This window comes from Streptomyces sp. NPDC110618 (genome assembly GCF_055657065.1).
On sequence record NZ_JBVKBN010000001.1, the window covers coordinates 180,634 to 202,438 of the forward strand.

Genomic DNA, 21,805 nt, shown 5'->3' on the forward strand with positions numbered 1-21,805 from the left:
GGTGCTGGCCCGTGCCGCTGCGGACATCGGCAGTGGTTCGGGCCGGGTGGTGCTGGCCCGTGCCGCTGCGGACATCGGCAGTGGTTCGGGCCGGGTGGTGCTGGCCCGTGCCGCTGCGGACATCGGCAGTGGTTCGGGCCGGGCGGTGCTGGCCCGCGCTGCCGCGGACATCGGCAGTGGTTCGGACTGGGTGGTGCTCGCCCGCGCCGCCGCGGTCACCGGCAGCAGACCCGCGATCAGCGCGCACACGATTCCCACGCCCCGAAGAGCCATCCGCACGCCCGCCCCTTTCCTCGCCGCGACCCGACCTGACGTGATGTCAGGCGGCACGAAGCTATGGACGGGGCGGGCGCAGGTCAACGAGGGTCGGGGCGGCGGGCGCCGAACTCACCCGTTCGTCACGGGGTGGCCGACACGGGCAGCTCGGCGACGACCGCGTGGTCGCTGTCGACGGGACCGACGTTGGAGGCGCCGCCGGGGGAGCCCAGCTCGGTGAAGAACTCCCGGTCCGCGCGGCGGAAGTCGGCCCACTCGTTGGGCACGTCGTCCTCGAAGAAGATCGCCTCGACCGGGCAGACGGGCTCGCAGGCGCCGCAGTCCACGCATTCGTCGGGGTTGATGTACATCTTCCGCTGGCCTTCGTAGATGCAGTCGACCGGGCACTCGTCGACGCAGGCCCTGTCCTTCAGGTCGACGCAGGGCTGGGCGATGACATACGTCATGAGCGACTCTCCGTGGTCCAGATGTCGTTGCCGGGCGGGTGGTGAGTGCGGCGAGGGTAGGAGCCGGGGCAGGAATCCGCGTGGACGTCGGATGGAGTCCGTCTCGAACTGCTGTGGCCCGGCGGTCCCGGTTGCCGGAAATAATTCAGCACCCGTAGACTTCAACGAGGAATGAAATATGGAGAGAACGCGCACCCGTGCCCGGCGCGGTGAAAGGACCTCGTGAACACCGTGTTGTCGGTTGTGGTGCTCGCAACGGCGTCCGCACTGGCGTACGCCGCGGCGGCGGTGGCGCAACGGGCCGCCGCGCTCCGGGCGGCCGGAGCCCAGGGGACGGGGCTCCGCCGCTCGGTGGCGTGGTGGACGGCCCTGCTGCTCAACCTCCTCGGCGCGGTGCTGCACACGGTCGCGCTCAAGTACGGCTCACTGGTCGCGGTACAGATGCTCGGGGTGCTGACCCTGGTCGCGGCGCCGCTGCTGTCCTCGGTGGTGCTGCGGCAGCGGTTGACGGCGGCGCAGTGGTCGGGGACGGCCCTGACCGTGGCGGGCGTGGCGGCCCTGCTGGCGCTGGTGCCGTCGGCGGGGGAGGGTCGCACGCCGGACTCCGGTGAACTGGTCGGCCTGGCGGTGCTCACCACGGTCGCCATGGGTGTGCCCGTGGCCGCGGCGACGGCCACCCGCGTGGCGGCGGTCGCCGGTCTGCTGTACGCCGCCGCGGCGGGAGTCGCCTTCGCGGCGGCGTCCGCGCTGGCCCAGACCGTGGTGCTCCGCGTGTCCGGCGCCTCGCCCGGACCGCTCGCCTCCACCGCGCTGGCCGTCGCCGGCGTGGCCCTCCTCGCCCCGATCGGCGTCTGGCTCTGCCAACTCGCCTACCGCGACGGCCTGGAGGCCCCGCTCGCCACGGTGACCCTGGTCAACCCGGTGTTCGCGGTGCTCCTCGGGGTGGCGGCGCTCGGCGACCGGTACGCGACGGGACCGCTGACGCTGGCCGGCGGCCTGGCGGCGGCAGTCGCCGCGGGGCGGGGGGTGTTCCTCCTGGCCCGCGCCGAGACCTCCGGCGCCCCGGCGGGCTCCCGCCCCAAAGTCGCGGCGCCCGGGGGCCACTTCTGGGGGATACGGCTCAGGAGGTCGGCGGCTGTGGCGGTGGGGGCGGTGGAGTCGCGGAGGTGAGGGGGCGCGGGCGTGCGTCAGGCCGTGTCCGTCCCGTGGAGCCCCGCTCAAGCCCCGCCCCAGCTCCGCTCGTGGCCCGGGGGTACCCACCTTGTCGGTGTTTGTGAGGCGTGCCACGCTCGACCGAGGCGAGTTCAGCAGTTGTTGAGTTTCCCAGGGGGTTGCTATGAGCGGCACCGGTACGGGTCTCACCGTCCATCCGGACGAGGCCGAGGCGTTGGCCTGGGTGATGCTGGCCGAGTTGTCGGGGACCGAACCCGGGGCGGCCGGCGGGACCGAGGCGGACGCGGTGATGGCGGACGTGGCGGGGGACGCCGGTGAGGGGTGACCGTCGGTGCGCGGGGCGGCGCGCACGCCCGGGTACGGGACGCCGGCGCGCGGGGCGTTGCCCCTGTCTCCCCGGCCGCCCCGCGGCCGCCTGCCGGTACCGGTAGTCGTTCCGGCACTCCTGAACTGTCCCAGACGGGAGGTCCGTTCATGCGGATACGCATTATCACGAAGACCGAGCCGGCGGGCCGGATCGTGTACCGGGACGAGTCACGGCGGGCCCGCCGCCGCGTGCTCGCGCCCCCGCTCGGTCTCGCCGGAGTGGAGAATGACCCCGGCGAGCCGCACATCGTGCGCAGTATCGACTGAAAGAGCGCGGTACTCGGGATCGACTGAAGGAGCTCGGTACTCGGGATCGGCTGGAGGAGCCGGCACTCGGGATCGGAGGAGCGCGGCACTCGGGATCGGCTGGAGGAGCGCGGCACTCGGGGCGGCGCCCGTCGGACACATCGACGGGCGCCGCCCCGTTCTCCGGGTCGGGCACCGCTCAGATCCCGGGCCCGCCCGCGTCCCTCGCGGCGAACTCCCGGGCGGGCAGCACCCGTACGCTCACCTGGCGGCGCAGTTGCGCCGGGAGCCCGGCGGCGCGGGCCGAGGCCGGGAGCAGGACCAGGTCGTCCTGGTGGACCACCTCGCGGCCGGAACGGCCGCGCAACAGCGACAGTTCCTGGAAGGCGAGCGAGGCGAGACCGCGGGCGACCACGCGCCCCTCCTCGTCGAGGAGTTCCACCGGGTCGCCCGCCACGAACTGGCCCGCGACCCGCGTCACCCCCGTCGCGGCCAGCGCGCCCCGCCCCTGCACCAGCTCCCGCACCGCGTCCGCCGTCAACTGCACCGTGCCGCGCGGGCTGCTGGCGTGCTCCAGCCACAGCAGATGGTCGGAGCTGCGGTCCCCGGTGCGGTGGAAGAGCGTGCCGGTCGGCCGCCCGGCCAGCGCGTCGGCGGCGTGCCGGGCGGCGGTGAGCACCACCGGTACGCCCGCGCCGGTCGCGATCCGGGCCGCCTCCACCTTGGTCTTCATCCCTCCGGTACCCACCCCGGAACTCCCGGCGCCGCCCAACTCCACGTTCGCCAGGTCCTGTTGACCGTACACATCGGTCAGCCGCCGCGCCCCCGGACGACGCGGGTCGCCGTCGTACAGGCCGTCGATGTCGGACAGCAGCACCAGCAGATCGGCGCGGACCAGATGGGACACCAGCGCCGCGAGCCGGTCGTTGTCGCCGAACCGGATCTCCGAGGTGGCCACGGTGTCGTTCTCGTTGACGATCGGCACCGCGCCCATGGAGAGCACTTTGGTGAGCGCGCGGTAGGCGTTGCGGTACTGGGCGCGGCGGCCGATGTCGTCGGCGGTGAGCAGGACTTGGCCGACCCGCAGCCCGTAGCGGGCGAAGGAGGCCGTGTACCGGGCGACCAGCAGCCCCTGTCCGACGCAGGCCGCCGCCTGCTGTCCGGCCAGGTCCTGCGGACGCTCGGACAGGCCCAGCGGGGCCAGTCCGGCGGCGATGGCACCGGAGGAGACGAGCACGATCTCGGTGCCGCCGGAGCGGGTGCGGGCGAGCACGTCGACGAGGGCGTCGACGCGGTCGGAGTCCAGTCCGCCGACCGCCGTCGTCAGTGACGACGAGCCCACCTTCACCACGATCCGGCGCGCCCTGAGCACATCGGGGCGCAGTCCGCCGTTGTCGGCGGAGGCTGTCACGGGCGGGGTCATCGTTGCGCTCCCGAGTCGAGGGCGAGCTCCCGGGGTGCGGCCGGGGAGGTTTCGCGCCGTTGTCGTAGGTCGTGCAAGAGCGCGTGCACGGTCTCCACGACCAGCACGGGACGCTCGTAGGGCAGGTCGTGGCCCTGTTTCGGCACGGTGTGCAGGGTCGCCCCCGGAATGTTGTCGGCCAGGCGCAGGGCCTGGGCGGGTGGTGTGTAACTGTCCAGGGCGCCGACCAGGATCCGGGTCGGCACCCGGCCGAGCGCGCCGAGCCGGCCCGCGCAGGCATGGGTGGTGAGCGCGGCGAAGAACTCGGCGACCGTCAACGGCGGGATGGCACGCAGGGCGTGCGCGTCGGCCCGCGCGGTGTCCGTCTGCGGACCGCGCCCGAACAGGGCACGCCACAGCGGGGCGGCCGAGGGGTGCGAGAGCGGTCCGGTGAGCAGCCGGTGCACGGCCTTCGCCCAGCCCGGCGAGCGCAACAGGCCGTCGGCGACCAGCCGTTCGGCGTGCGCCCGCCGCTGCGCGCCCCGGTCCCGGGGTACGAACGGGATGGCTCCCACGTCCTCGACGCAGGTGTTGAAGAGCGCGACGCCGGACACCCACGAACCGAACAACTCCGGCCGGGCAGCGGCGAGTTGCTGGACGGACATGCCGCCCATGGAATGGCCCACGAGCAGCACCGGCCCGTCCTCGGGCGTGGTGGCCCGGCGCAGTACGAGGTCCAGGTCCCGGCCGAGCAGCGCCATGTCCAGCGGCGCCTCACCCCGGGTGGAGCGGCCGTGCCCGCGCTGGTCGTACGTGACCGCGCGCAGCGCCGGGAACCCGGGGCGGGGGCGCGTCAACGCCTCCACGTGCGGCCGCCATTCGAGCGCCGACATGGTCCACCCGTGCGACAGTACGACGGTGGCCTCGGCCCGCGGTGAGCCGTGTGCGTACACGACCAGTTCGGCACCGTCGTCCGTGACCACGGTTCCGGCCAGCCGCCGGTCCTGCAGCCCGGTCACCGCACTCATGCGGCCCCACCGCCCGGCACCGGTCGAATGGTGATCGTCACCCGGGGACTTCCCGGCGCCACGAAGGTACGGGCCGACCCGCTCGTCAGTGTCACCCGCGGCCCCTGCGGCAGCCGCCGCGCCTTCAGTACGACGGGCACGCGCACGCGATCGGCGACGAAGGGGGCGGAGCTGCGGGAGGGGAGGGTGCCGTCGCCCGGCGGGCGCGGGGAGTCGGGGGCGGCGGGCGCCTCGGGCTGCCCGGGAGGCAGGGGCGCCCGAGGCCGTCGGTCACCCGGGAGGCCCTGCGGGTCGGGGTTGAGCGGGACCCGGGCCCGGCCGGACGACGCCCGCGACAAGCCGGGACCGGCCGCCGCCAGGGGATCGCCGGTCGTCCTTCGTCCGGTGCCGGGTCGGGGCGTGGTGCCCGGGCTGGCCGCTGTCTGGGGGCCGCCGCCTGTCCTTCGTCCGGCGCCTGGCCGGGGTGCCGTGCCTGGGGCGGCTGCTGGCTGGGGGCCGCTGATCGTCTCCCGTCGGGTGCCGGGTCGGGGCGTGGTGCCCGGGCTGGCCGCTGTCTGGGGGCCGCCGCCTGTCCTTCGTCCGGTGCCGGGTCGGGGTGGGGTGCCTGGGGCGGCTGCTGGCAGGGGACCGCCGATCGTCTCTCGTCCGGTGCCCGGCCGGGCCACGGGACCGCCGACCGTCCCTCGCACGGCGCCCGGCCGGGACACCGTACCCGGGGTGCGGGTCCCTCCCGGAGGGAGCGGCGCGCGTGCCGGGTTGGGGAGTCCGCGGGCAGCGGGGGAAAGGGGCGCGCGTACGACGGGCGCGCCCGGTGCCCGTCGGCTGTCCGCACCGGCCCCTGCGGTACGTGCCAGTCGGCCGTCCGCACCGGCCCCCGCCGTACGCGTCAGCCGGCTGTCCGCACCGGCCCCCGCCGTACGTGCCCGGTACCCCGGCACCGGCCCCGCCGGATGCCCCGCCGCCGACGGCAGTTGGGGCCCGCGTGCCGGTACACCCCGCCCGCCCGGGCCGTACCCGGGGAGCGGAGGCCACTGCACGGTGCCCTCGGTCGCCGCGCGTTCCGCGCCGCCGGGCCTACGCACCCGCTTCCTCGGCGCACGCGGATTCGGCATGCCGCTCACCGGTCCGTCCGTGCAGGACGAGGCCAACTCGGCGAGCTGCCAGGCCTGTTGGACCTGGCCGAAACTGATGCCGAGGGCGCCCGCGATGCGCCGGGGGGTCCAGCCGTGGCGGCGCAGGTACCACACATAGGCCGGCCGCTCCCGGGGTGTCGCGGTCAGCCGGCGCCCGCCCTCCGCCAGATACGCGGCCAGTTCCGCCCCCGTCGACTCCAACGTGCCCGCGATACGCAGCAGTTCGCGCCGCTCCCGGGAGTTGAATCCGCCCCAGATCCCGGCACTCTCGTCGCGCACGAGCGCCTCACGCAGGCACTCCCGGGCCACCGGGCAGCGTCCGCACAGACGTTTGGCGATGGCCTCGCGGTCGAGGCCGCCCGACGCGCCGGGGAGCGGGAAGAAGGTCTCGGGGTCGGTGTCGCGGCAGGCCGCGCGTTCGGTCCAGGGGTCAGGGTCGGCGTGGTGCGGCGGAGCGTGCATGGCGGTCGGCCCTTTCTCGGTGTGATCCCGGTGGCCGTAACTCTCGGCTGTCCTCTCGGATTGAATTCCATAAGCGTTGAATTTCGCTCTAGTTGTAGTCAACTCCGAGTGCGTACCTTCGAGTTGCGAGGCAGACCCCGGACGGCGCCCCGGTTGGGAAGGCCTCTGCAGCATCGTTTCCGCATGGTCATGTGCCGGCGGGTGCGCGCAGTTCTGTCATGCGCGCGCCCGACCATTCGCGCCCACTGAGGCGCCCGTGAAGGCAGCACCGTCAAACACCGGGGGGAGTGTTCGGCATGCCCGGATTGCCATGGCGAGATCCATCAAGCGGCGACCGTGAGACCGTTCGAGCACCCGACGGCCGTACCGCGGTGCCTTCTTTCCACCCTGGCTTCCCATCGCTTGGAGATGTCGTGCCCGTCCTTACCGCACCCGTTGTCGCCCTGCCCCGCTATCAGGTGAGTACCGACGAACTCATCGATCAGTTGGTCGAGTTGTACGCGGACCAGCCGTGGATCGCAGCGGGGTGCCGGGCCGTTCGCGCGACCACGATCCAGACGCGCTGGTACACCCGGCCGCCGGCGGAGTGGCTGGCCAAGCAGCGTCCCCTCGCAGAGCACGCCCGCGAGCATCTGAACGCCTCGCTGGAGCTGGCGGAGCGCGCCGCCCAGGGCGCGCTGCGGGAGGCGGGACTGCTCCCCGGTGACATCGACGCCGTCGTGGTGACCAGCGCCACCGGCCACACCATGCCCGGACTCGACGTACGGCTGGTGCAGCGACTGGACCTGCGGCCCTCCGTCCGGCGCATACCCGTGACGCAGATGGGCTGTGCGGGTGGGATGTTCGGAATCTCCACGGCCATGGAACTGGTCGCCGCCCGTCCGGACGACAAGGTGCTCGTCGTCTGCGCCGATGTCTTCAGCTACTACCTGAACCACGCCGACGCCGACATGACCGGACTGATCCTGAAGGGGCTCTTCGCCGACGCGGCCGGTGCCTGTGTCGTCAGCGGCAGCGCCGACGGCCCGCACATGGAACTCACCGGCTCCTACCAGTGCCTTCAGTTCGGGACCCAGGACGTGGTGGGGACCCGCACGTCCGACGAGGGGCTGCACGGGTACAACTCGCCGGTACTGGCGAAGGCCATCGGTGCCATGACGCCGAAGCTCAACGAATGGCTGGAGGCCACCGCGCCGCACGGAGGCCGCGGTATGCCGGAGTTCGTCGTCTCGCACACCGGCGGGCCGAAGATCATCGACACGATCGCCGAGGGGCTCGGCGGCCCGCCCGAACTGTTCGGCCTGACCCGGGACTCACTGCGCGACGTGGGCAACGTCGGCTCCGCCTCCGTACTTGAGGTCATGGAGCGCACCTTCGCCAAGCCGCCTGCCGAGGGCGCCAACGGACTTCTGCTCGCGTTCGGACCGGGCATCGTGATGTATGCGGTGCGGGCGGTCTGGCGCGGCGACGTCTGACCCGCCGGCCGGCCGCGGCGCGCGGCGGACCGCACAAGTGACCCGGACGGCCTCGGTGGAGGCCGTCCGGGTCGGTGTTCTGCGGGGCTTCGAGAACGAGCGCGCGGGCCGTCAGTCCTCGGCCCGGCCGCCCATCGGGCGGGGCCCCACGTCGATGGACAGGCGCAGTTCCAGGGCGGGCACCACCCAGGCGAGGAACTCCTCGTAGCTCATGCTCGCCAGCGGTTCGACTCTGAGAACGTAGCGCAGCAGCGCCAGCCCGACGATGTGCCCCGAGGCCAGTGCGGCGCGGGGTTCGGAGCCCACGACGTCCCGGTAACCGCTGGCGCTCGCCCACGACTTGGTGCTCGCCTCGATCCGGGACCTGAGCAACTCCGAGGTGACGCTGTCGGCAAGACCCGCACGGTAGATGGCGGTCATGGCGTAGCGCGTCGTCTCGTTCTCCCAGAACGAGAAGTAGGTGTGGGCCAGCCAGGCCGCCTCCGACGTCGCGTCCTCGGAGATCGGCATGGCGTCGAACGCCGCCGAGACGCTGAACCGGGAGTTGACCGCCGCGTCGAACACGCCTTCCTTGTTGGTGAAGAAGTGGTGCACCAGGGCGGGGTCGACGCCGGCGTTCTCCGCGATGGCCCGGATGGTGGTCCGCACGTATCCGCGGTCGGCGAAGAGATGGAGCGCGGATTCGAGGATCTGCTCGCGGGTGCCGCTCTCGCCGGGCCGACGTCCGCTACGGGCGGGTTTGCGTCTTGTCCGGGCCGGTGGAACGCCCGTCGATTCGTTCGTTTCGGCCCCCCCGGACGTAGAAGCGGAACCGTCTGAGCGCCTGGATTTCATGAGATCACTGCACTTTGGGTGAGGGGCAACGGAACAATAAATTCATTGTACAGTGAAAATACCCTATCAGGTCGGACCCGATCAGGCCATGAACATGAACAGGCCTTGGTCTCTTCCTTACCTTGACCGACCGGGTTCATTCCGCCGCGAGTACGGTCCGCATCGACGGCGCCACCAGATCGGCCAGCGCCGCGACCGGAAGGTCGGCGATCGGCCGCAGCCGCAGCACGTACCGCGTGAACGCCACCCCCAGCAACTGCGCCGCCAGCACCCCGCTGCACGCCGCCGCCCGCTCCGCCCCCAGCGCGCCGCGCAGACTGCTGGTGAACTGCTCGTGCAGCATCTGCCGCAGATGCTCCGCCGCCCGCTCGTTGGTCGCCGCGCAGCGCAGCAGCAGCCGCATCGAGCCCTCGTCCAGGTCGTCCTCCCAGGGCGCCAGGAAGTGCGTGATCAGCGCCTGCGGAAGCAGCTCCGGGGGCGTGCCCGTCAAGTCGGGTAAACCAAGGTCGACATCGAGGGCCGCGTCGAACAGCTGCTCCTTGCTGCCGAAGTACCGCATGACCATGGACGGGTCGATGGACGCCGTGGCCGCGATGGCCCGGATCGTCGACCGCTGGTAGCCGTCGGCGGCGAAGTGCAGCCGGGCCGCCCGCAGTATGGCCTCCCGGGTGCGCTGGGAACGCGCCGACATCAGCTGTTGTGCCATGGCGACGAGCCTTTCTTCCTCTGGTCCCCGCACGCTCCCGCGCGGTGGCGGAGCGCCGCGCGGGAAACGGTTCGTGGTGCACGGCCGGGCCCGTGGGGACCTCCACGACGGCCTCCCGTCACGTGCGGTCGGCGCGGGCGGGTTCGGAGTCGGCGGCTTCCTCGGACTGCTCAGCCCGGCCCGCGCGGGCCGGGGCGGTGGCCCCTCCGGCGGGGGCCGTGTCGCGGTGCGGGGTCGGGCCCTCGGTACCGCACCAGCGGTGCAGCGCCTGCCGTACGCGCTCCTCGCGGCCCTGGGACGAAGTGCCGTCCACCCAGGCCGCGTAGCCGTCGGGGCGGACCAACACCGCGCCGAGACCGTCGAGCCGGGGCACCGGCCCGGCCACCCGGACCGGGCAGACCCGCGAGCCCCAGCCCTCGGCGACCTCGCCCGCCGCGCCGTCCCCGGCGAGGTCCAGCAGCAGGAACCGCCCGTCCCGCATCAGTTCGTACAGCCGCACCGGCGCGCCCTCGGCCCGCTCCACCGCCAGGTCCGGCACCCGCTGCCCGGGGCGCAGCCGGGACCCGCCGAGCGCGGCCGGCCGTCCCCGGCCCGCGTATCCGGCGCGCAGCCCGGAGATCGCCTCGCCCGCGAACCGGTTGATCCGGCGCCGCCCGAGGAGCCCGGAGAGCACCACCCGGCGCAGGCCGCTCACCACCGGGGAGCGGTGGGTGGCCATCCGGGTGGCGTGGTCGGTGGCCTTGAGGATCTTCTGGGCCTGCGGACGGCGCTCGGCCTGGTAGGTGTCCAGCAGCCCGGCCGGCGCCCAGCCCTGGAGCGTGGCGGCCAGCTTCCAGCCGAGGTTGACGGCGTCCTGGATACCGAGGTTGAGGCCCTGCCCGCCCAGCGGCGAGTGCAGATGGGCCGCGTCCCCGGCGAGCAGCACCCGCCCGGCGCGGTACTGGTCGGCAAGCCGCTGGTGGATCTTGAACCGGGCCAGCCAGCGCGCGTCGTACGGCTTGGGGTCGAAGCCGAGGACGTCCGTCAGTCGCTCGGACAGCTCCTCGACCGTCACCTCGTCCCGCGTCCACGGATGGTCCCGGTGCCCCACCGCGATCCGCCAGTACCCGTCCCCGAACGGCACCGACACCATCATCGCGCCGCCCTCGCCCAGGATCGTCACCCCGTCCTGCGGCGGGCTCTGTAGGCGTACGTCCGCGAGGATCGGCGCGATGTCGTAGGTGTGCCCGCGGAAGGCGATCCCGGACAGCTCGCGCACCACGCTGTGCGCGCCGTCGCAGCCCACCACGTAGTCCGCGGTCTCCTCCCACTCCCCGGACTCGGTCCGCACGTTCAGCCGTACGCCCGTGGCGTCCTGCTCCAGGCCGAACACCTCGGCGCCGCGCTGCACGATCACCCCGAGGTCGACCGCCCGCTGCTGCAGCGCCTCCTCGGTGCGGCTCTGCGGGACCACGTACAGCGCGGGGAAGCGGCTGTCGATCCCGGTGAAGTCGATCGACGCGCCCCGCGCGGGCCGCATCCGGCCGACCGGACGCCCCACGGCGGTCAGCACGTCGGCGTGCCCGCGCAGATCGAGCACCTCCAGCGTCCTGCTGTACAGGGCCATGGCACGGGACTGCGCCGACGGCGCGGTACGGCGCTCCAGGACGGTGCAGGAGACTCCGGCCGCGGCCAGTTCACAGGCCAGCGCCAGGCCGGTCGGTCCCGCTCCGACGATGATGACGGACTGCTCAGGGGTGGGTGCCATGGGTCTCTCCTTGGACATCGGTCAGCGATACGGCCGGTGCGGACGGCGCACCGGAAACGGCGGACGGCCGGCCGGACCGCGCCGCCCAGGCGCCGCAGCCGAGCGCCAGGGCCCCGAGCAGCAGCCAGCCGACGGCGCCGCGCTGGACCACCAGGAAGGTGACGACGAGCGGGCCGTAGGTGTTGCGGGCGGCGTTGCCCAGGCTGAAGAAGGCCAGATACACCTGGCGTCGGTCCTCGGGCGCCAGGTCGTAGGAGATCGCCCAGGCGCCCGCCTGCTGGTGCATCTCCGCGAACGCCTGCAGGCCCACCGCGGCGAGGATCACCGCCACCGCCCAGGCGGCGGGCAGTTCACCGGTGACGGCCAGCAGACAGCAGCAGGCGGCCAGCAGCAGCCCGCTCAGTCTCAGCGCCCGCCCGCCGTCCGCGGCGCTCTCCACGTCGCGGGTCGCGTGCACCTGGAACACCACGACGACCACCGTGTTCAGCACCAGCGTCCAGGCGATCACCGACCGGGGCAGGTCGTCGTGGGCCAGCACCCACAGCGGGATGCCGACCGTCAGCACCGTCACATGCAGGCTCACCACGGAGTTGAGCACGGTCAGCCAGGTGAACCGGCGGTCCCGGAAGACCGCCAGCCGCCGCCGCCACGGCAGCGGCCTGCCCCCGCCCGAGTCGCCCGCCCGCAACCGCGTGACCAGCACCGCGGCCAGCACGAACGACAGCGAATTGCCGTACACGACGGCCAGGTACACCCCGTCGCTGTCCCACAGCAGCGCCCCGGCGGCGGCCAGACCACCCAGCGAGAGACCCAGGTTCTGCAGGGACCGCGCCATCCCCATGGCACGCACCCGCTGCCCGGCGTCCACGGCCGCCCCGAACAGCCCCTGCACCAGCGGGGAGGCGGCCCGGTCGGCCACCGCCAGCAGGGACACCACGCACAGGAACGGCACGAAGCCGGAGGCGAACGGGAAGCACGCCAGCAGCGCCGCCCGGGTCACATGGGCGGCGATCAGCATCCGGCGCGGACCGGCCCGGTCCGCGAGAATCCCGGTGGGCACCAGCAGCGCGAAGGACACCGCGCCCGCGACACCCAGACCGAGCCCGACCTCACTGCTGCCCAGGTCCAGGTAGCGGGTGAGAAAGACGACGGAGACCGCCATGTACAGCCCGCTGCCGAGGGCGTCCACGAACACCGCGGCCAGCAGGGCGAGCGCGCTGCGCGGCAGCCGCTCCCGGTCGGCGGACTTCTTCACGTCGGCTCCGTTCGGGGCGAGTTCAGTAGTAGTCCCGCATCAGTTCGTCGACCCAGGAGGGCTGGACGACGTCCTCACGCGGACCGAACTGGGTGAGATACGGCTTCAGATCGAGCACCGGGGTGCCGTCCACGGCGTCCAGGCCGCGTACGTGCACATCGAGCCCGTCCACCTTCAGCAGCTTGCAGCGGGAGACCCCGATCCGGTTGGGGCGGTTCTTCGCGCGCTGGGCGAAGATCCCGGCACGCGGCCAGTCGGGGTTGCCCCGTGGATGCCGCGCCCCGGTGTGGATCTTCTCGGGGGCCACCCGGTGGAAGTGGAAGACCACCTCCAGGTGGGAGAAGGTGTCCAGGCCCAGCAGGGCCTCCGCGTCGAAGCGCGTCCCGTCCAGCCGGATCACCGAGGTGACATCGCCCCAGTAGTCGTCGGACAGGTCATTGCGGTCGGTGTGCACGCGCCCGATCGGCACCAGGTCGGTGACGGCGCCCGGCCGGGGCTCCTCCAGATGCGCGAACCACACCTCGTCTCGGACCAGTAACTCGCCCGACACGGCCCGCTGCACGGTCAGGAAGATCTGGTCGGCGGGCACCTTCAGCATCTGGGACAGGCGGCTCTGCAACAGCCTGAGAAGCGCGCCCACCTGCTCCTTGTCGTAGCTCTCCTTGCACACCACGAACCCGACCGGAGCCGCGGGCGCGTTGGGGGCGTCCCGCCACTCGGGCCGGTGGTAGGTGCCCGGTTCCAGGCGCTGCCACCACACCCAGCAGTGCCCGGCCGGCAGACCGAGCAACTCGGTGACATCGGCAGCCAGTTGCTCCAGAGCGGCGGGGCCGGGACTGGCGTCCGGGGAGAACAGACGGATGACGGGCATGTCACTCCTTCCCGGCCAGCGGCTTGACGCCGATCACCATGCAGGTGCGCACCGGGATGAAGAACTCCTCGCCCTCCTGGCGGATCCCCAGCGCTTCCCGGTGCGCGGCGGGCGCCTCGGCGAGCCTGCGCCGGATCGCCGCCTCGGCCTCGGCGCCGGAGGAGGCGATCTCGCACCAGCGCTTGACGGGCACGCCGGTACGGCTCTCGGCCTGACCGCCGCGCGCCACGGGGACGTTGAGCCCGGCGCCCTGGAAGAAGCCGACCCACTCGTCGAGGGTGTAGCTGCGCACATGGGTGGGGTCGTGGAGGATCTCCAGCTCGTGGTTGAGCGCGTCGATCTCCGGATCGGCGTTGCCCTCCAGGTCGATCACCGCGAGCCGGCCGCCGGGCCGCAGCAGCCGGGTCATCTCCCCGACCGCCTTGCGGATGTCCTGGAAGTGGTGCGGGGCGAGCCGCGAGACCACCAGGTCGAACGAGGCGTCCTCGAAAGGCAGTTCCTCGGCGACCGACTGCACGGTCTCCACCGACACCTGCCGCTCGGCGGCCAGTTTCCGCACCGACTCCAGCATCGACGGCGCCGGGTCCACGCACACCACGCGGGCCGGGTTCTCGTCGGCGAAGGAGAGTGCCAGATGCCCGGCGCCGCAGGCGACATCGCAGATCGCGCCGCCCGTCTGCGGCCCGAGTGTCTCGTGCAGGGCGGTCATCGTCGGGCTGGAGCGGTGCACCTCGCTGGTGGCGAAGTTGTTCGCGATCTTGTCGAACCGGCGGCTGGAGAGAGTCTCACTCGCGGGCATGTCGTTCCCTTTCGATGTGGTGCTGTGAGCTGACGCGACGTCATGAGGCGATGCCCACCAGGGAGGTGAGCGCGGGCAGCGGGTCCCGGGCCGGGCCGGGTCCGCAGGGGTGCAGGGTGTGACCGAGTCCGTCGAGCACATGGACCCGGACCGCGGGTGAGTGGGTGCCGATGAGATGGCGGGCGGACCAGTCGGCGTACATGGCCGGTTCGAACACCGCGGGCGGCAGCTTGTCGTCGGACTCGTCGGCGAGATAGCCGACCAGGTCGAGGCTGCCGTAGACCAGTTCGATCAGTGGGACGCGGGAGGTGAGGAAGGCGTCCGCCTCCACCACCGTGCCGATCAGGACGACGCGGTCGGCGCGCGGCGGCTCCCCGGACTCCAGCAGCCTGAGCAGCGCCTGGCCGCCGAGCGAGAAGCCGATGAGCGACAGCGGGCCGGTCATCACATGCCGGTTGCCCGCCAGCAGCCGCCCCAGCCGCTCGGCCCGCCGTCGCTCGTCGTCCGCAGAGGCAGGCGTGCGGGGATCGCGTACGGGCATGTCGCACCGCAGCACCTGGGCGCCCGAGGCCACCAGCGTCGCCGTCAGCCGGTCCAGCAGGACGTCGTCCCGGCCCTCGCCGTCGAGGGCGGAGACCGTGCCGGGACCGGACAGCAGCACGGTCGCGTTCGCCGGTCCGGCCGGGAACGACCGCCGGGCGCGGTAGGGGGTCCCGTCCGGGTCCCGGCGCCACTGGAGTCGGTGGTGGACGCGCACCGCCTCACCTCCGGCACACGGCTTCGGCGAAGGAGCCGATGCGCTGGTGGAAGTAGACACTGATGATCTCCTCGTGCAGGGCCTCGCCGTCCAGCGTGGGGATGACACTCTCCGCCGCGCCCGGCACCGGCTCGACGAGACCGCGCTCCAGGAGTTCGGCGAAGACCCCCGCGAACGGCTCGTCGTGGAACAGCTCGACGCCGAACCGGCGCCTGAACCGCCCCGCGTCGATGGGCTGGTTGGCCTTGAAGTTGAAGCCGAGGACCAGCCCGGCCGCCTCCAGTCCGGCCAGCCGTCGGCCGAACGCCAGGGGCAGCCCGGGGCCGCTTTGCAGCAGCCGGGCGTGGCCGCCGATGTCGGCGATGTTGTGGGTCTGCACGACCGTGTCGTCGTCGCCGGTCAGCCAGCCGTAGGCGCCGGGACCGTAGGCGATCATCGAGTCGTGGCGCTGCCACTTGTTGCGCGACACACGCGGGATGTTGCCGTCCGGGTAGAGGCCGGGCCGGTTCCACCAGCCGCACGGGCTCGGGTGGTAGCCCGCGTCCAGCAGCAGCTCCACGATGGCCTCGCGCATCTCGTACGTCTCGTCCAGGCCCGGGAAGAGGTGCTCCTCGCGCAGCCGGTCGCGGACGCTCTCCACGTTCCACAGCGCGCGGTTGCCGATCCCCATCTTCGCCCGGTCCGCGTTGCGCAGCCGGTAGATGGTGATGGTCGGCACCTCAAGGCCGGTCAGCGTGCGGATGTCCGCGGCGACCTTCTCCGGGGTCTGATGGGGCAGCCCGAACATCATGTCCACGTTGAACGGCCGCCCCGTCGCCCGGAGTTTGTCGATCGCCGTCAGCGACATCGCGGCGTCGTGGCCGCGCCCGGCGAAGGCGTTGACCTCGCTCTGCAGTGACTGCACACCCACGCTGAACCGGTTGAAACCGAGCGCGCGGGCCTCGGCGAGCTCGTCGTGCTGGAAGTTGTCCGGGTTGCCCTCCAGTGAGATCTCGCAGTCGTCGGTGAGGGCGTAGTTGTCCCTCATGTGCCGTACCAGCCGCGCCAGTTGCTCGGTACCGAGCAGTGACGCGGTGCCGCCGCCCAGATAGACCGACTCGATGCGGGCCTCGGCCAGCCAGGGCGCGTGTGCCAGCCGCCGGGCCGACTCCTCCAGCAGCAGGTCGGTCCACATCCGCGCGGTGCGCTCGCCCTCCGCCCCGCCCGGAGCCTTGCGCTTGACGTAGTTGCAGAAGTGGCAGATGTACGCGCACAGCGGCACATGGAAGTACAGATGCGCGGGCCGTCCGGCGCCCGGGTGGGCGCGCAGCGCGTCGGCGACCTGCGAGGCGTCCAGCCGGTCGCCGTAGTTGGCGGTCACGTTGATGTTGTAGTCGTCCTGGCCGATCCTGAGCGCCGGGTTCTCCTGGAGCAGCCGCGCGAGTCCTGTGCCGGGGCGCACGGCCGTCGTGCCGGCTGAAGCAACCGTCTTGCTCATCGCGACCTCGTCTCCTGTCCGGGGTCGGCCCCCGTATCTCCGGTCACGCCGCGCCTGACGTTCGCGCGGCCCTTCCCGGCCCGTCCCTCACGGGCCGGGAAGGCCGTGCAGCGCTCGCCCCCGTTTCCGATCCCTCGGCGGTCCCGGGAGCCCCATGAGCGCTCTTCCGCGAGCCCGTCCCTCTACGAGCCCGGGGGGTCTGTCACATGTCGTCCGGATCACCTCTCCACACCGGGAGGGAGCCGAAGGGGCGCGCCGGTGGCGAGAGGTCGAACGCGCGCAGGCCCGAAGGGCTGAGCACGATCGACCTCTCGGCGCCGGCACGAGGCGCCCCGTAGGCGACCGACCCAAGAAAGGGGGGTCAGACCTCGACCTCGATAACCGTGGCCTCGGTGATGTTCGTGGCCTCCACCAGGAGGGTCTCGCTGGGCGCGGTGGCCGAGGCGGCGCCGACGGCGCTGAGCGTCACGCCCTCCTGGCCGGGCTCCAGGTGGATACGGATGACCTTCTTCTCTTCGGGCATGTCCGTGTTCCCTTCGATGAGGGGCGGCAGCGGTCGCGCCGCCCGCGGACGGGTCCCGCTCACGCCGTCGGGAGCGGGGTCGGTGGGCCCGGTGTTCCGGGCGTGCGGCTCTCGGGCCGCGCCTGGCGCGGGGTGAGGGTCAGGCGTACGTCACGCTGCTTGCGTTCGCGCCAGTAGCGCCCGGCGCGCAGCATGAACTCCTGGAGGTATTCGGTGGCCCCGCACCCCTTCGGGTCACCGGTGAGATTGCGGGCCAGCGGCGGGCACCGGAACTGGCACCAGATGTCCTCCGCGGCCACCGGGCAGCTCCCGCACACGGTGTGGTCGCTGAACCGGATGTCGCGGAAGGCGTCGAAGCCGCTCTCCCAGATGTCCGCGAAGGACCGCTCGGCGAGGCTCCCGGCCCGGTGCAGCTGTCCCGACATGCAGTTGCTGCACGGGTAGACGTCGCCGCGGGAGTTGACGTAGACGACCGAGCGGCCGCACTTCTCCTGGCCGACGGCGCGCTCCAGGCGCTGGCAGAACTGGATGGTGTCCACCCCGCGGATCTCGTCCGCGGCGCGCCGGACCGGCCGGCCGCCGGGGGCGCCCGCGGGCTCGGCGCCGAAGTCAGTGCCGGTGCCGGTATCGGGGGAGGTCGAGTACCGCTCCATGCACCTGCGGTAGACCTCGAAGACCTCGTCGACGTCCTCGGGGCGCAGCAGCATGTCGGGGTGGAGCAGGGCACGCCCCACCGGGTGGGTCTCCAGCCACTGCGGGCGCGGGTAGCCGCGCTCCGCGCACCACTCGAAGATCTCCTCGGCGTCCTGGATGTTGTTGCGGTGGACGGAGATCGCGGTGCGGAAGACATGGCCGTACTTACGCATCATCTCGAAGGCGTGCTGGAGCTTGGGGAAGTCCATCCGCCCGCGCACGGTGCGCTCGGGGTCGGCCGTGTCGAAGCTGATGAAGAAGGACTGGCCGGGCGGGATCGCCGCCAGCTTCTCCTCGGTGATGAGCAGGCCGTTGGTGAAGATCTGGGTGCTGAAGGGCTTGCTGCGGGCGTGGCGGATGATCTCCACCGCGTCCCGGTGGGAGAAGATCTCGCCGCCGGTGAGGAAGACCTGGAGCACACCCGTCTCGGCGAACTCGTCCAGCAGGGCCTTGATCCGCGGGGTCGACATCTCGTCGGGCCGTTTGAGCGCGGAGTCCGCGTAGCAGTGCTTGCAGCGCAGATTGCACAGGTTCGTGGTCTCCACGAACGCGATCGCCGGGGCGGAGAGATGGAACCGGTCCAGGGTCACCAGCGGATCGCTGAGCGCGTGCTCCATCAACTCCTCGGCGGACACCGGGCGTCCGGCGTTGTGACGGAGGATCAGCGTCCGCGCCGAGTCGGCGAGGAACTCCACATGGCCATTGGGCAGGAGGGCGACCAGTCCGCCCTCGTTCACCTGGAATGGGATCTTCCGCACGGGTCCCCGCCTCCCGGAACGCCAAAGTCAACATTCGTTGAACTCATGACCTGATGAACTCTACGGAGGATGAATAAGCTTTGGCAAGAGGTATCCGGGCGGTCGGTTCCCGCGCGCCGGTGGTGCCGGTGGCATGGTCGATGCGAGGGTGAAGGTATGAACATCCCCTTCCTGGACGCCTGGCGGAAGCGGCGCGGACCCGCGCGCGGAGTGGCCGTCTTCTCGGACGGCGAGGACTCGGGCGAAGGTCTGGCCGAACTGCTCTCCGAGTGCGAGCTGCTCCGGTCCCGGGCCGCCCGGGAAGGGATCGCCCTCGACGACTCGGCGGCCTCCCTGGAGGCGCTCGACCAGCTGGTGCCGCGCTGGCGGGACGACGAGGAGGAGCTGCCCTGGCTCGGCAACGACGCCGGTCTCTACCTCGGCACCGTCATCGTCCGCACCGTCCCCGGCGCCAAGTGGGAGCTGCGGGCCAACAGTCAGCCGGTCGTACGGCTGGCCTCGGGCCGGGAGTTCGACGTCGTGGAGTCCGGGCACGAGTGGGCCGCCAGCGGCGTGCCCGAACTCTCGCAGCTCTACGCCGAGGTCGCCGAGACGTGAACCCCTGGCCCGAGCCGCGGGTTAAATACGGCTAATGCCCGGTGAGTGCGTGTCGCGGCTTAACTCCTGTCGTGTCCCGATAGTTTGCGGCAGCCACGACACAGCTGAGAGTGGGTAGGGCTGCGCATGGTCGTCGATCAGTTGATCGAACTGCGTGACGTCAACAAGTACTTTGGGGAGCTGCACGTCCTCCAGGACGTCAACCTCACCGTCGGCAAGGGGGAGGTGGTCGTCGTCATCGGCCCGTCCGGATCGGGCAAGTCGACCCTGTGCCGGGCGATCAACCGACTGGAGCCGATCCAGTCCGGCACGATCCTCATCGACGGCCAGGCGCTCCCCTCCGAGGGCAAGGCCCTCGCCCGGCTCCGCGCCGATGTGGGCATGGTCTTCCAGTCCTTCAACCTCTTCGCCCACAAGACCGTGCTGCAGAACATCTCACTGGGGCAGATCAAGGTCCGCCGCCGCAACAAGGAGGAGGCGGACCGGCGCTCCCGGGAGCTGCTGGACCGGGTGGGCCTCGCCGACCAGGCCGACAAGTACCCCGCCCAGCTCTCCGGCGGCCAGCAGCAGCGGGTGGCCATCGCCCGCGCCCTCGCCATGGAGCCCAAGGCGCTGCTCTTCGACGAGCCGACCTCGGCGCTCGACCCCGAGATGATCAACGAAGTCCTCGAAGTCATGCGGCAACTGGCCCGGGAGGGCATGACCATGGTCGTCGTCACCCATGAGATGGGCTTCGCCCGGTCGGCCGCCAACCGCGTCGTCTTCATGGCCGACGGCCGGATCGTCGAGGACCGCGCACCCGAGGACTTCTTCACCCGCCCGGAGAGCGAGCGCGCCCGGGACTTCCTGTCCAAGATCCTCAAGCACTGACGAGATCCCGAAGCACCGAACAGGAAGCGCGATTCCACGCCGTGTGCCACACGTGTGCCCTCGACGGCCCGGGCCGTGTCCGCAAAGTCCCGCCTGCGGCGGCCCGACACGACCCGGGACGACGGCTGCTCAAGCCCCGCCCCCCGCCCGGAGGGTGCGGCGCGACGATCCTGCACTACGATGGGCGGTTCGTCCCCTGGGGCCACACAGAGCCATACCCGTCCGGCGGCAGCCGGAGATCACTGCTCGCGCAACGGGACCGACACGAACGACGGGTCGGTCGCCGGCGAGGAGAAGGTCAGCTGCGCGCCGGTCGGGTTGTGCTCGGCGTAGAGCGGGTCGACCGTGTCGACGACCAGGGCGAGCCGATGCCCGGCCGGGACGTCGTACGCCGTGGAGAACAGCTCCAGGTCGACGCCGAACGGCCGTCCGGGCGTGCGGTCGTGGAAGGTGTACGGCGCGTTGCTGATCAGCCTGCCGATGCCGAGCGGGCCCACGTCGTAGAGGTAGGCGATGAAGGTGCCGCTCTCCTCGGTGGGGGTGACCGTGGTGTGCAGCCGGGCGGTGCCGCGCACCCGCTGGGCTGAGGGGTACTTCTCCGACTGCCAGACAGCCGCCCAGCGCCGCGGCAGCAGCGGAATGGACGCCAGCGGCGGCACCTTGGCGAACTGGTCCAGGAGTCCGGAGAGGATCACCAGTCCGCCGTCCGCGCCGGAGTTGACGTTCGCGCGGATCGTCGGCGAACCGCCGAGGGCGATCTTCCGGCCGGTCGCGCCGACCGACTTCCAGTCCGGGTAGGTCTCGTAGGCGCCGCCGGACCGTGACAGCAGCCGGACCGGCTGCTCGCGGTCGACGCCGTTCGCCTCGCCCTTGAGATGGAAGTCGAACCAGCGCACGGCGTCGTTCCAGACGTCATTGGGCAGGCCGAGCAGCCCGGTGACCTCGGGGGTGGCGTGGTCGCCGGGGCGGAACTGCAGCCGCTTGGGCCCGGTCAGCTTCTCGTAGAAGTCCGCGTACTGGTTGGGCGGGAAGACCGAGTCGCCCCAGCCGTTGGCGAGGAACACGGCGGGGGAGTTGGCGTTGAGACGGTCCAGATAGGTCGTGACGGATCGTTTCTTTCCCCAGGCGACCATCTCCTCCTCCCGGCTCAGGTCGCCGGTGCGGAAGGCGTCGAAGATCTCCCTCACTTCGGCGCTCTGCCGCCCCGTGACCGAGCTGGTGGCGTTGAGCAGCGCGGCGGCCTGGGTGTGCTGGGTGTGCTCGGAGTAGATGGAGTCGATGAGGTCCGCCCAGCCGCTGAGCGCGGCGACCGCTCTGATCCGCTTGTCCTGCGCGGCCGCGAGCAGACTGATGCCCGCCGCGTACGACATCCCGCCCATGCCGATCCGCTCCGCGTCGGCCGGGGTGTGGGCGAGCGCCCAGTCGATCACCCGGGAGGCGTCGGCGACGTCCGGCGGACCGGCCACTTCTATCTCGCCGTCGGACTGCCAGAACCCGCGCACGTTGTAACTGACCACGATGTACCCCGCGTTCGCCAGTCGCTGGGCCTGGGCGAAGTACTGGACCTGCGGGGTCGCCCAGGCCGTGGGGAGCACGAGCAGCGGGTAGTGGCGGCCGTCGTCCGCGCCCGCGGGGGTGAAGACGTTCGCCTTGAGCGTCGTGCCGCCGTCGCCGGTGATGTCGACGAAGCGGACGCCGCCCGTCGAGGCCGAGGCCGAGGCCGACGAGACGGGGCCGACGCCGGCGATCAGGGTGGCGGAGGCGATGCCGACGGCGGTGGTACGCAGAGCTCTGCGGTGTCCCACGGGTCACTCCTCAACTCGTTTCGGTGCAAAGTGACCCGACGTTAACCAAGATCCCTTACCGCAAGTAACCCGTGGGTAAGTTACGTGCCAGTAACGATTGTTGAAG

The 21,805-nt window shown here is 71.9% G+C and carries 21 protein-coding genes and 1 pseudogene; 6 read left to right on the forward strand and 16 right to left on the reverse strand.

The genetic code is table 11. The features are described 5' to 3' along the window. Positions 1-273: pseudogene (locus ACZ7L7_RS00725) on the reverse strand (hypothetical protein); the annotation flags it as partial. A gap of 125 nt (positions 274-398) precedes the next feature. Then, complete coding sequence (gene fdxA, locus ACZ7L7_RS00730) at positions 399-722, reverse strand: ferredoxin (protein ID WP_285514754.1); 324 nt, start codon at positions 720-722, stop codon at positions 399-401. Between the two features lie 222 nt (positions 723-944). Between fdxA and ACZ7L7_RS00735 the strand changes: the two genes are divergently transcribed. The 3 genes from ACZ7L7_RS00735 (at position 945) to ACZ7L7_RS00745 (ending at position 2,528) form a co-directional block, all read left to right on the forward strand. After that, positions 945-1,892 carry a DMT family protein gene (locus ACZ7L7_RS00735; RefSeq protein WP_285514753.1) on the forward strand — a complete coding sequence of 316 codons (948 nt, stop codon included), beginning with the start codon at positions 945-947 and terminating at the stop codon, positions 1,890-1,892. A gap of 166 nt (positions 1,893-2,058) precedes the next feature. Then, on the forward strand, positions 2,059-2,220 hold the full coding sequence (locus tag ACZ7L7_RS00740) for a hypothetical protein (RefSeq protein ID WP_285514752.1): 162 nt from the start codon (positions 2,059-2,061) through the stop codon (positions 2,218-2,220). Between the two features lie 149 nt (positions 2,221-2,369). Continuing rightward, positions 2,370-2,528: a hypothetical protein gene (locus tag ACZ7L7_RS00745; RefSeq protein ID WP_285514751.1), complete on the forward strand. Its 159-nt coding sequence runs from the start codon at positions 2,370-2,372 to the stop codon at positions 2,526-2,528. 178 nt (positions 2,529-2,706) lie between these two features. Here ACZ7L7_RS00745 and proB read toward each other — a convergent pair whose 3' ends face one another. From proB to ACZ7L7_RS00760, 3 genes are read right to left on the reverse strand one after another with little or no spacing between them, the layout of a single operon-like run. Beyond that, the gene (proB, locus tag ACZ7L7_RS00750; RefSeq protein WP_285514750.1) at positions 2,707-3,930 is read right to left on the reverse strand and encodes a glutamate 5-kinase; all 1,224 of its coding nucleotides are present in this window, start codon (positions 3,928-3,930) and stop codon (positions 2,707-2,709) included. Beyond that, positions 3,927-4,937 (reverse strand): alpha/beta fold hydrolase, encoded by a 1,011-nt coding sequence (locus ACZ7L7_RS00755; protein WP_471591559.1) that lies wholly within the window; start codon positions 4,935-4,937, stop codon positions 3,927-3,929. The genes proB and ACZ7L7_RS00755 overlap by 4 nt, the downstream gene beginning before the upstream one ends. Beyond that, positions 4,934-6,532 carry a WhiB family transcriptional regulator gene (locus ACZ7L7_RS00760; RefSeq protein ID WP_471591560.1) on the reverse strand — a complete coding sequence of 533 codons (1,599 nt, stop codon included), beginning with the start codon at positions 6,530-6,532 and terminating at the stop codon, positions 4,934-4,936. The genes ACZ7L7_RS00755 and ACZ7L7_RS00760 overlap by 4 nt, the downstream gene beginning before the upstream one ends. A gap of 413 nt (positions 6,533-6,945) precedes the next feature. Here ACZ7L7_RS00760 and ACZ7L7_RS00765 point away from each other — a divergent pair, with 413 nt between their 5' ends. Beyond that, positions 6,946-8,007 (forward strand): type III polyketide synthase, encoded by a 1,062-nt coding sequence (locus ACZ7L7_RS00765; protein WP_472074294.1) that lies wholly within the window; start codon positions 6,946-6,948, stop codon positions 8,005-8,007. A 111-nt stretch (positions 8,008-8,118) separates the two neighbouring features. Here ACZ7L7_RS00765 and ACZ7L7_RS00770 read toward each other — a convergent pair whose 3' ends face one another. The 10 genes from ACZ7L7_RS00770 to ACZ7L7_RS00815 all read right to left on the reverse strand — a co-directional run bounded on the left by ACZ7L7_RS00770 (position 8,119) and on the right by ACZ7L7_RS00815 (position 18,427). Continuing rightward, positions 8,119-8,841, reverse strand: coding sequence for a TetR/AcrR family transcriptional regulator (locus ACZ7L7_RS00770; protein WP_285514746.1), 723 nt, complete (start codon positions 8,839-8,841; stop codon positions 8,119-8,121). 136 nt (positions 8,842-8,977) lie between these two features. Further along, entirely contained in the window at positions 8,978-9,547 is a 570-nt protein-coding gene (locus tag ACZ7L7_RS00775) for a TetR/AcrR family transcriptional regulator (protein WP_285514745.1), read from the reverse strand. Positions 9,548-9,665: 118 nt separating this feature from the next. Beyond that, positions 9,666-11,294: an FAD-dependent oxidoreductase gene (locus ACZ7L7_RS00780; protein ID WP_285514744.1), complete on the reverse strand. Its 1,629-nt coding sequence runs from the start codon at positions 11,292-11,294 to the stop codon at positions 9,666-9,668. Then, positions 11,278-12,549, reverse strand: a complete 1,272-nt coding sequence (locus ACZ7L7_RS00785) for an MFS transporter (protein WP_285514743.1) — start codon at positions 12,547-12,549, stop codon at positions 11,278-11,280. The genes ACZ7L7_RS00780 and ACZ7L7_RS00785 overlap by 17 nt, the downstream gene beginning before the upstream one ends. Before the next feature lie 22 nt (positions 12,550-12,571). Next, complete coding sequence (locus tag ACZ7L7_RS00790) at positions 12,572-13,420, reverse strand: SAM-dependent methyltransferase (RefSeq protein WP_472074295.1); 849 nt, start codon at positions 13,418-13,420, stop codon at positions 12,572-12,574. A 1-nt stretch (position 13,421) separates the two neighbouring features. Continuing rightward, entirely contained in the window at positions 13,422-14,219 is a 798-nt protein-coding gene (locus ACZ7L7_RS00795) for a methyltransferase domain-containing protein (RefSeq protein WP_285514742.1), read from the reverse strand. Positions 14,220-14,259: 40 nt separating this feature from the next. After that, complete coding sequence (locus ACZ7L7_RS00800) at positions 14,260-14,976, reverse strand: alpha/beta fold hydrolase (protein WP_285514741.1); 717 nt, start codon at positions 14,974-14,976, stop codon at positions 14,260-14,262. 4 nt (positions 14,977-14,980) lie between these two features. After that, positions 14,981-16,453: a coproporphyrinogen-III oxidase family protein gene (locus tag ACZ7L7_RS00805; RefSeq protein WP_471591564.1), complete on the reverse strand. Its 1,473-nt coding sequence runs from the start codon at positions 16,451-16,453 to the stop codon at positions 14,981-14,983. A 361-nt stretch (positions 16,454-16,814) separates the two neighbouring features. Continuing rightward, complete coding sequence (locus ACZ7L7_RS00810) at positions 16,815-16,976, reverse strand: hypothetical protein (protein WP_176711692.1); 162 nt, start codon at positions 16,974-16,976, stop codon at positions 16,815-16,817. A gap of 59 nt (positions 16,977-17,035) precedes the next feature. Next, positions 17,036-18,427 (reverse strand): radical SAM protein, encoded by a 1,392-nt coding sequence (locus ACZ7L7_RS00815; RefSeq protein WP_472074296.1) that lies wholly within the window; start codon positions 18,425-18,427, stop codon positions 17,036-17,038. A gap of 156 nt (positions 18,428-18,583) precedes the next feature. Here ACZ7L7_RS00815 and ACZ7L7_RS00820 point away from each other — a divergent pair, with 156 nt between their 5' ends. After that, positions 18,584-19,024, forward strand: a complete 441-nt coding sequence (locus tag ACZ7L7_RS00820) for a DUF6278 family protein (RefSeq protein WP_285514738.1) — start codon at positions 18,584-18,586, stop codon at positions 19,022-19,024. A 126-nt stretch (positions 19,025-19,150) separates the two neighbouring features. Further along, on the forward strand, positions 19,151-19,894 hold the full coding sequence (locus ACZ7L7_RS00825; protein WP_453607818.1) for an amino acid ABC transporter ATP-binding protein: 744 nt from the start codon (positions 19,151-19,153) through the stop codon (positions 19,892-19,894). Between the two features lie 239 nt (positions 19,895-20,133). Here ACZ7L7_RS00825 and ACZ7L7_RS00830 read toward each other — a convergent pair whose 3' ends face one another. Next, positions 20,134-21,699, reverse strand: a complete 1,566-nt coding sequence (locus ACZ7L7_RS00830) for a CocE/NonD family hydrolase (protein WP_453607821.1) — start codon at positions 21,697-21,699, stop codon at positions 20,134-20,136. Positions 21,700-21,805 lie beyond the last annotated feature (106 nt).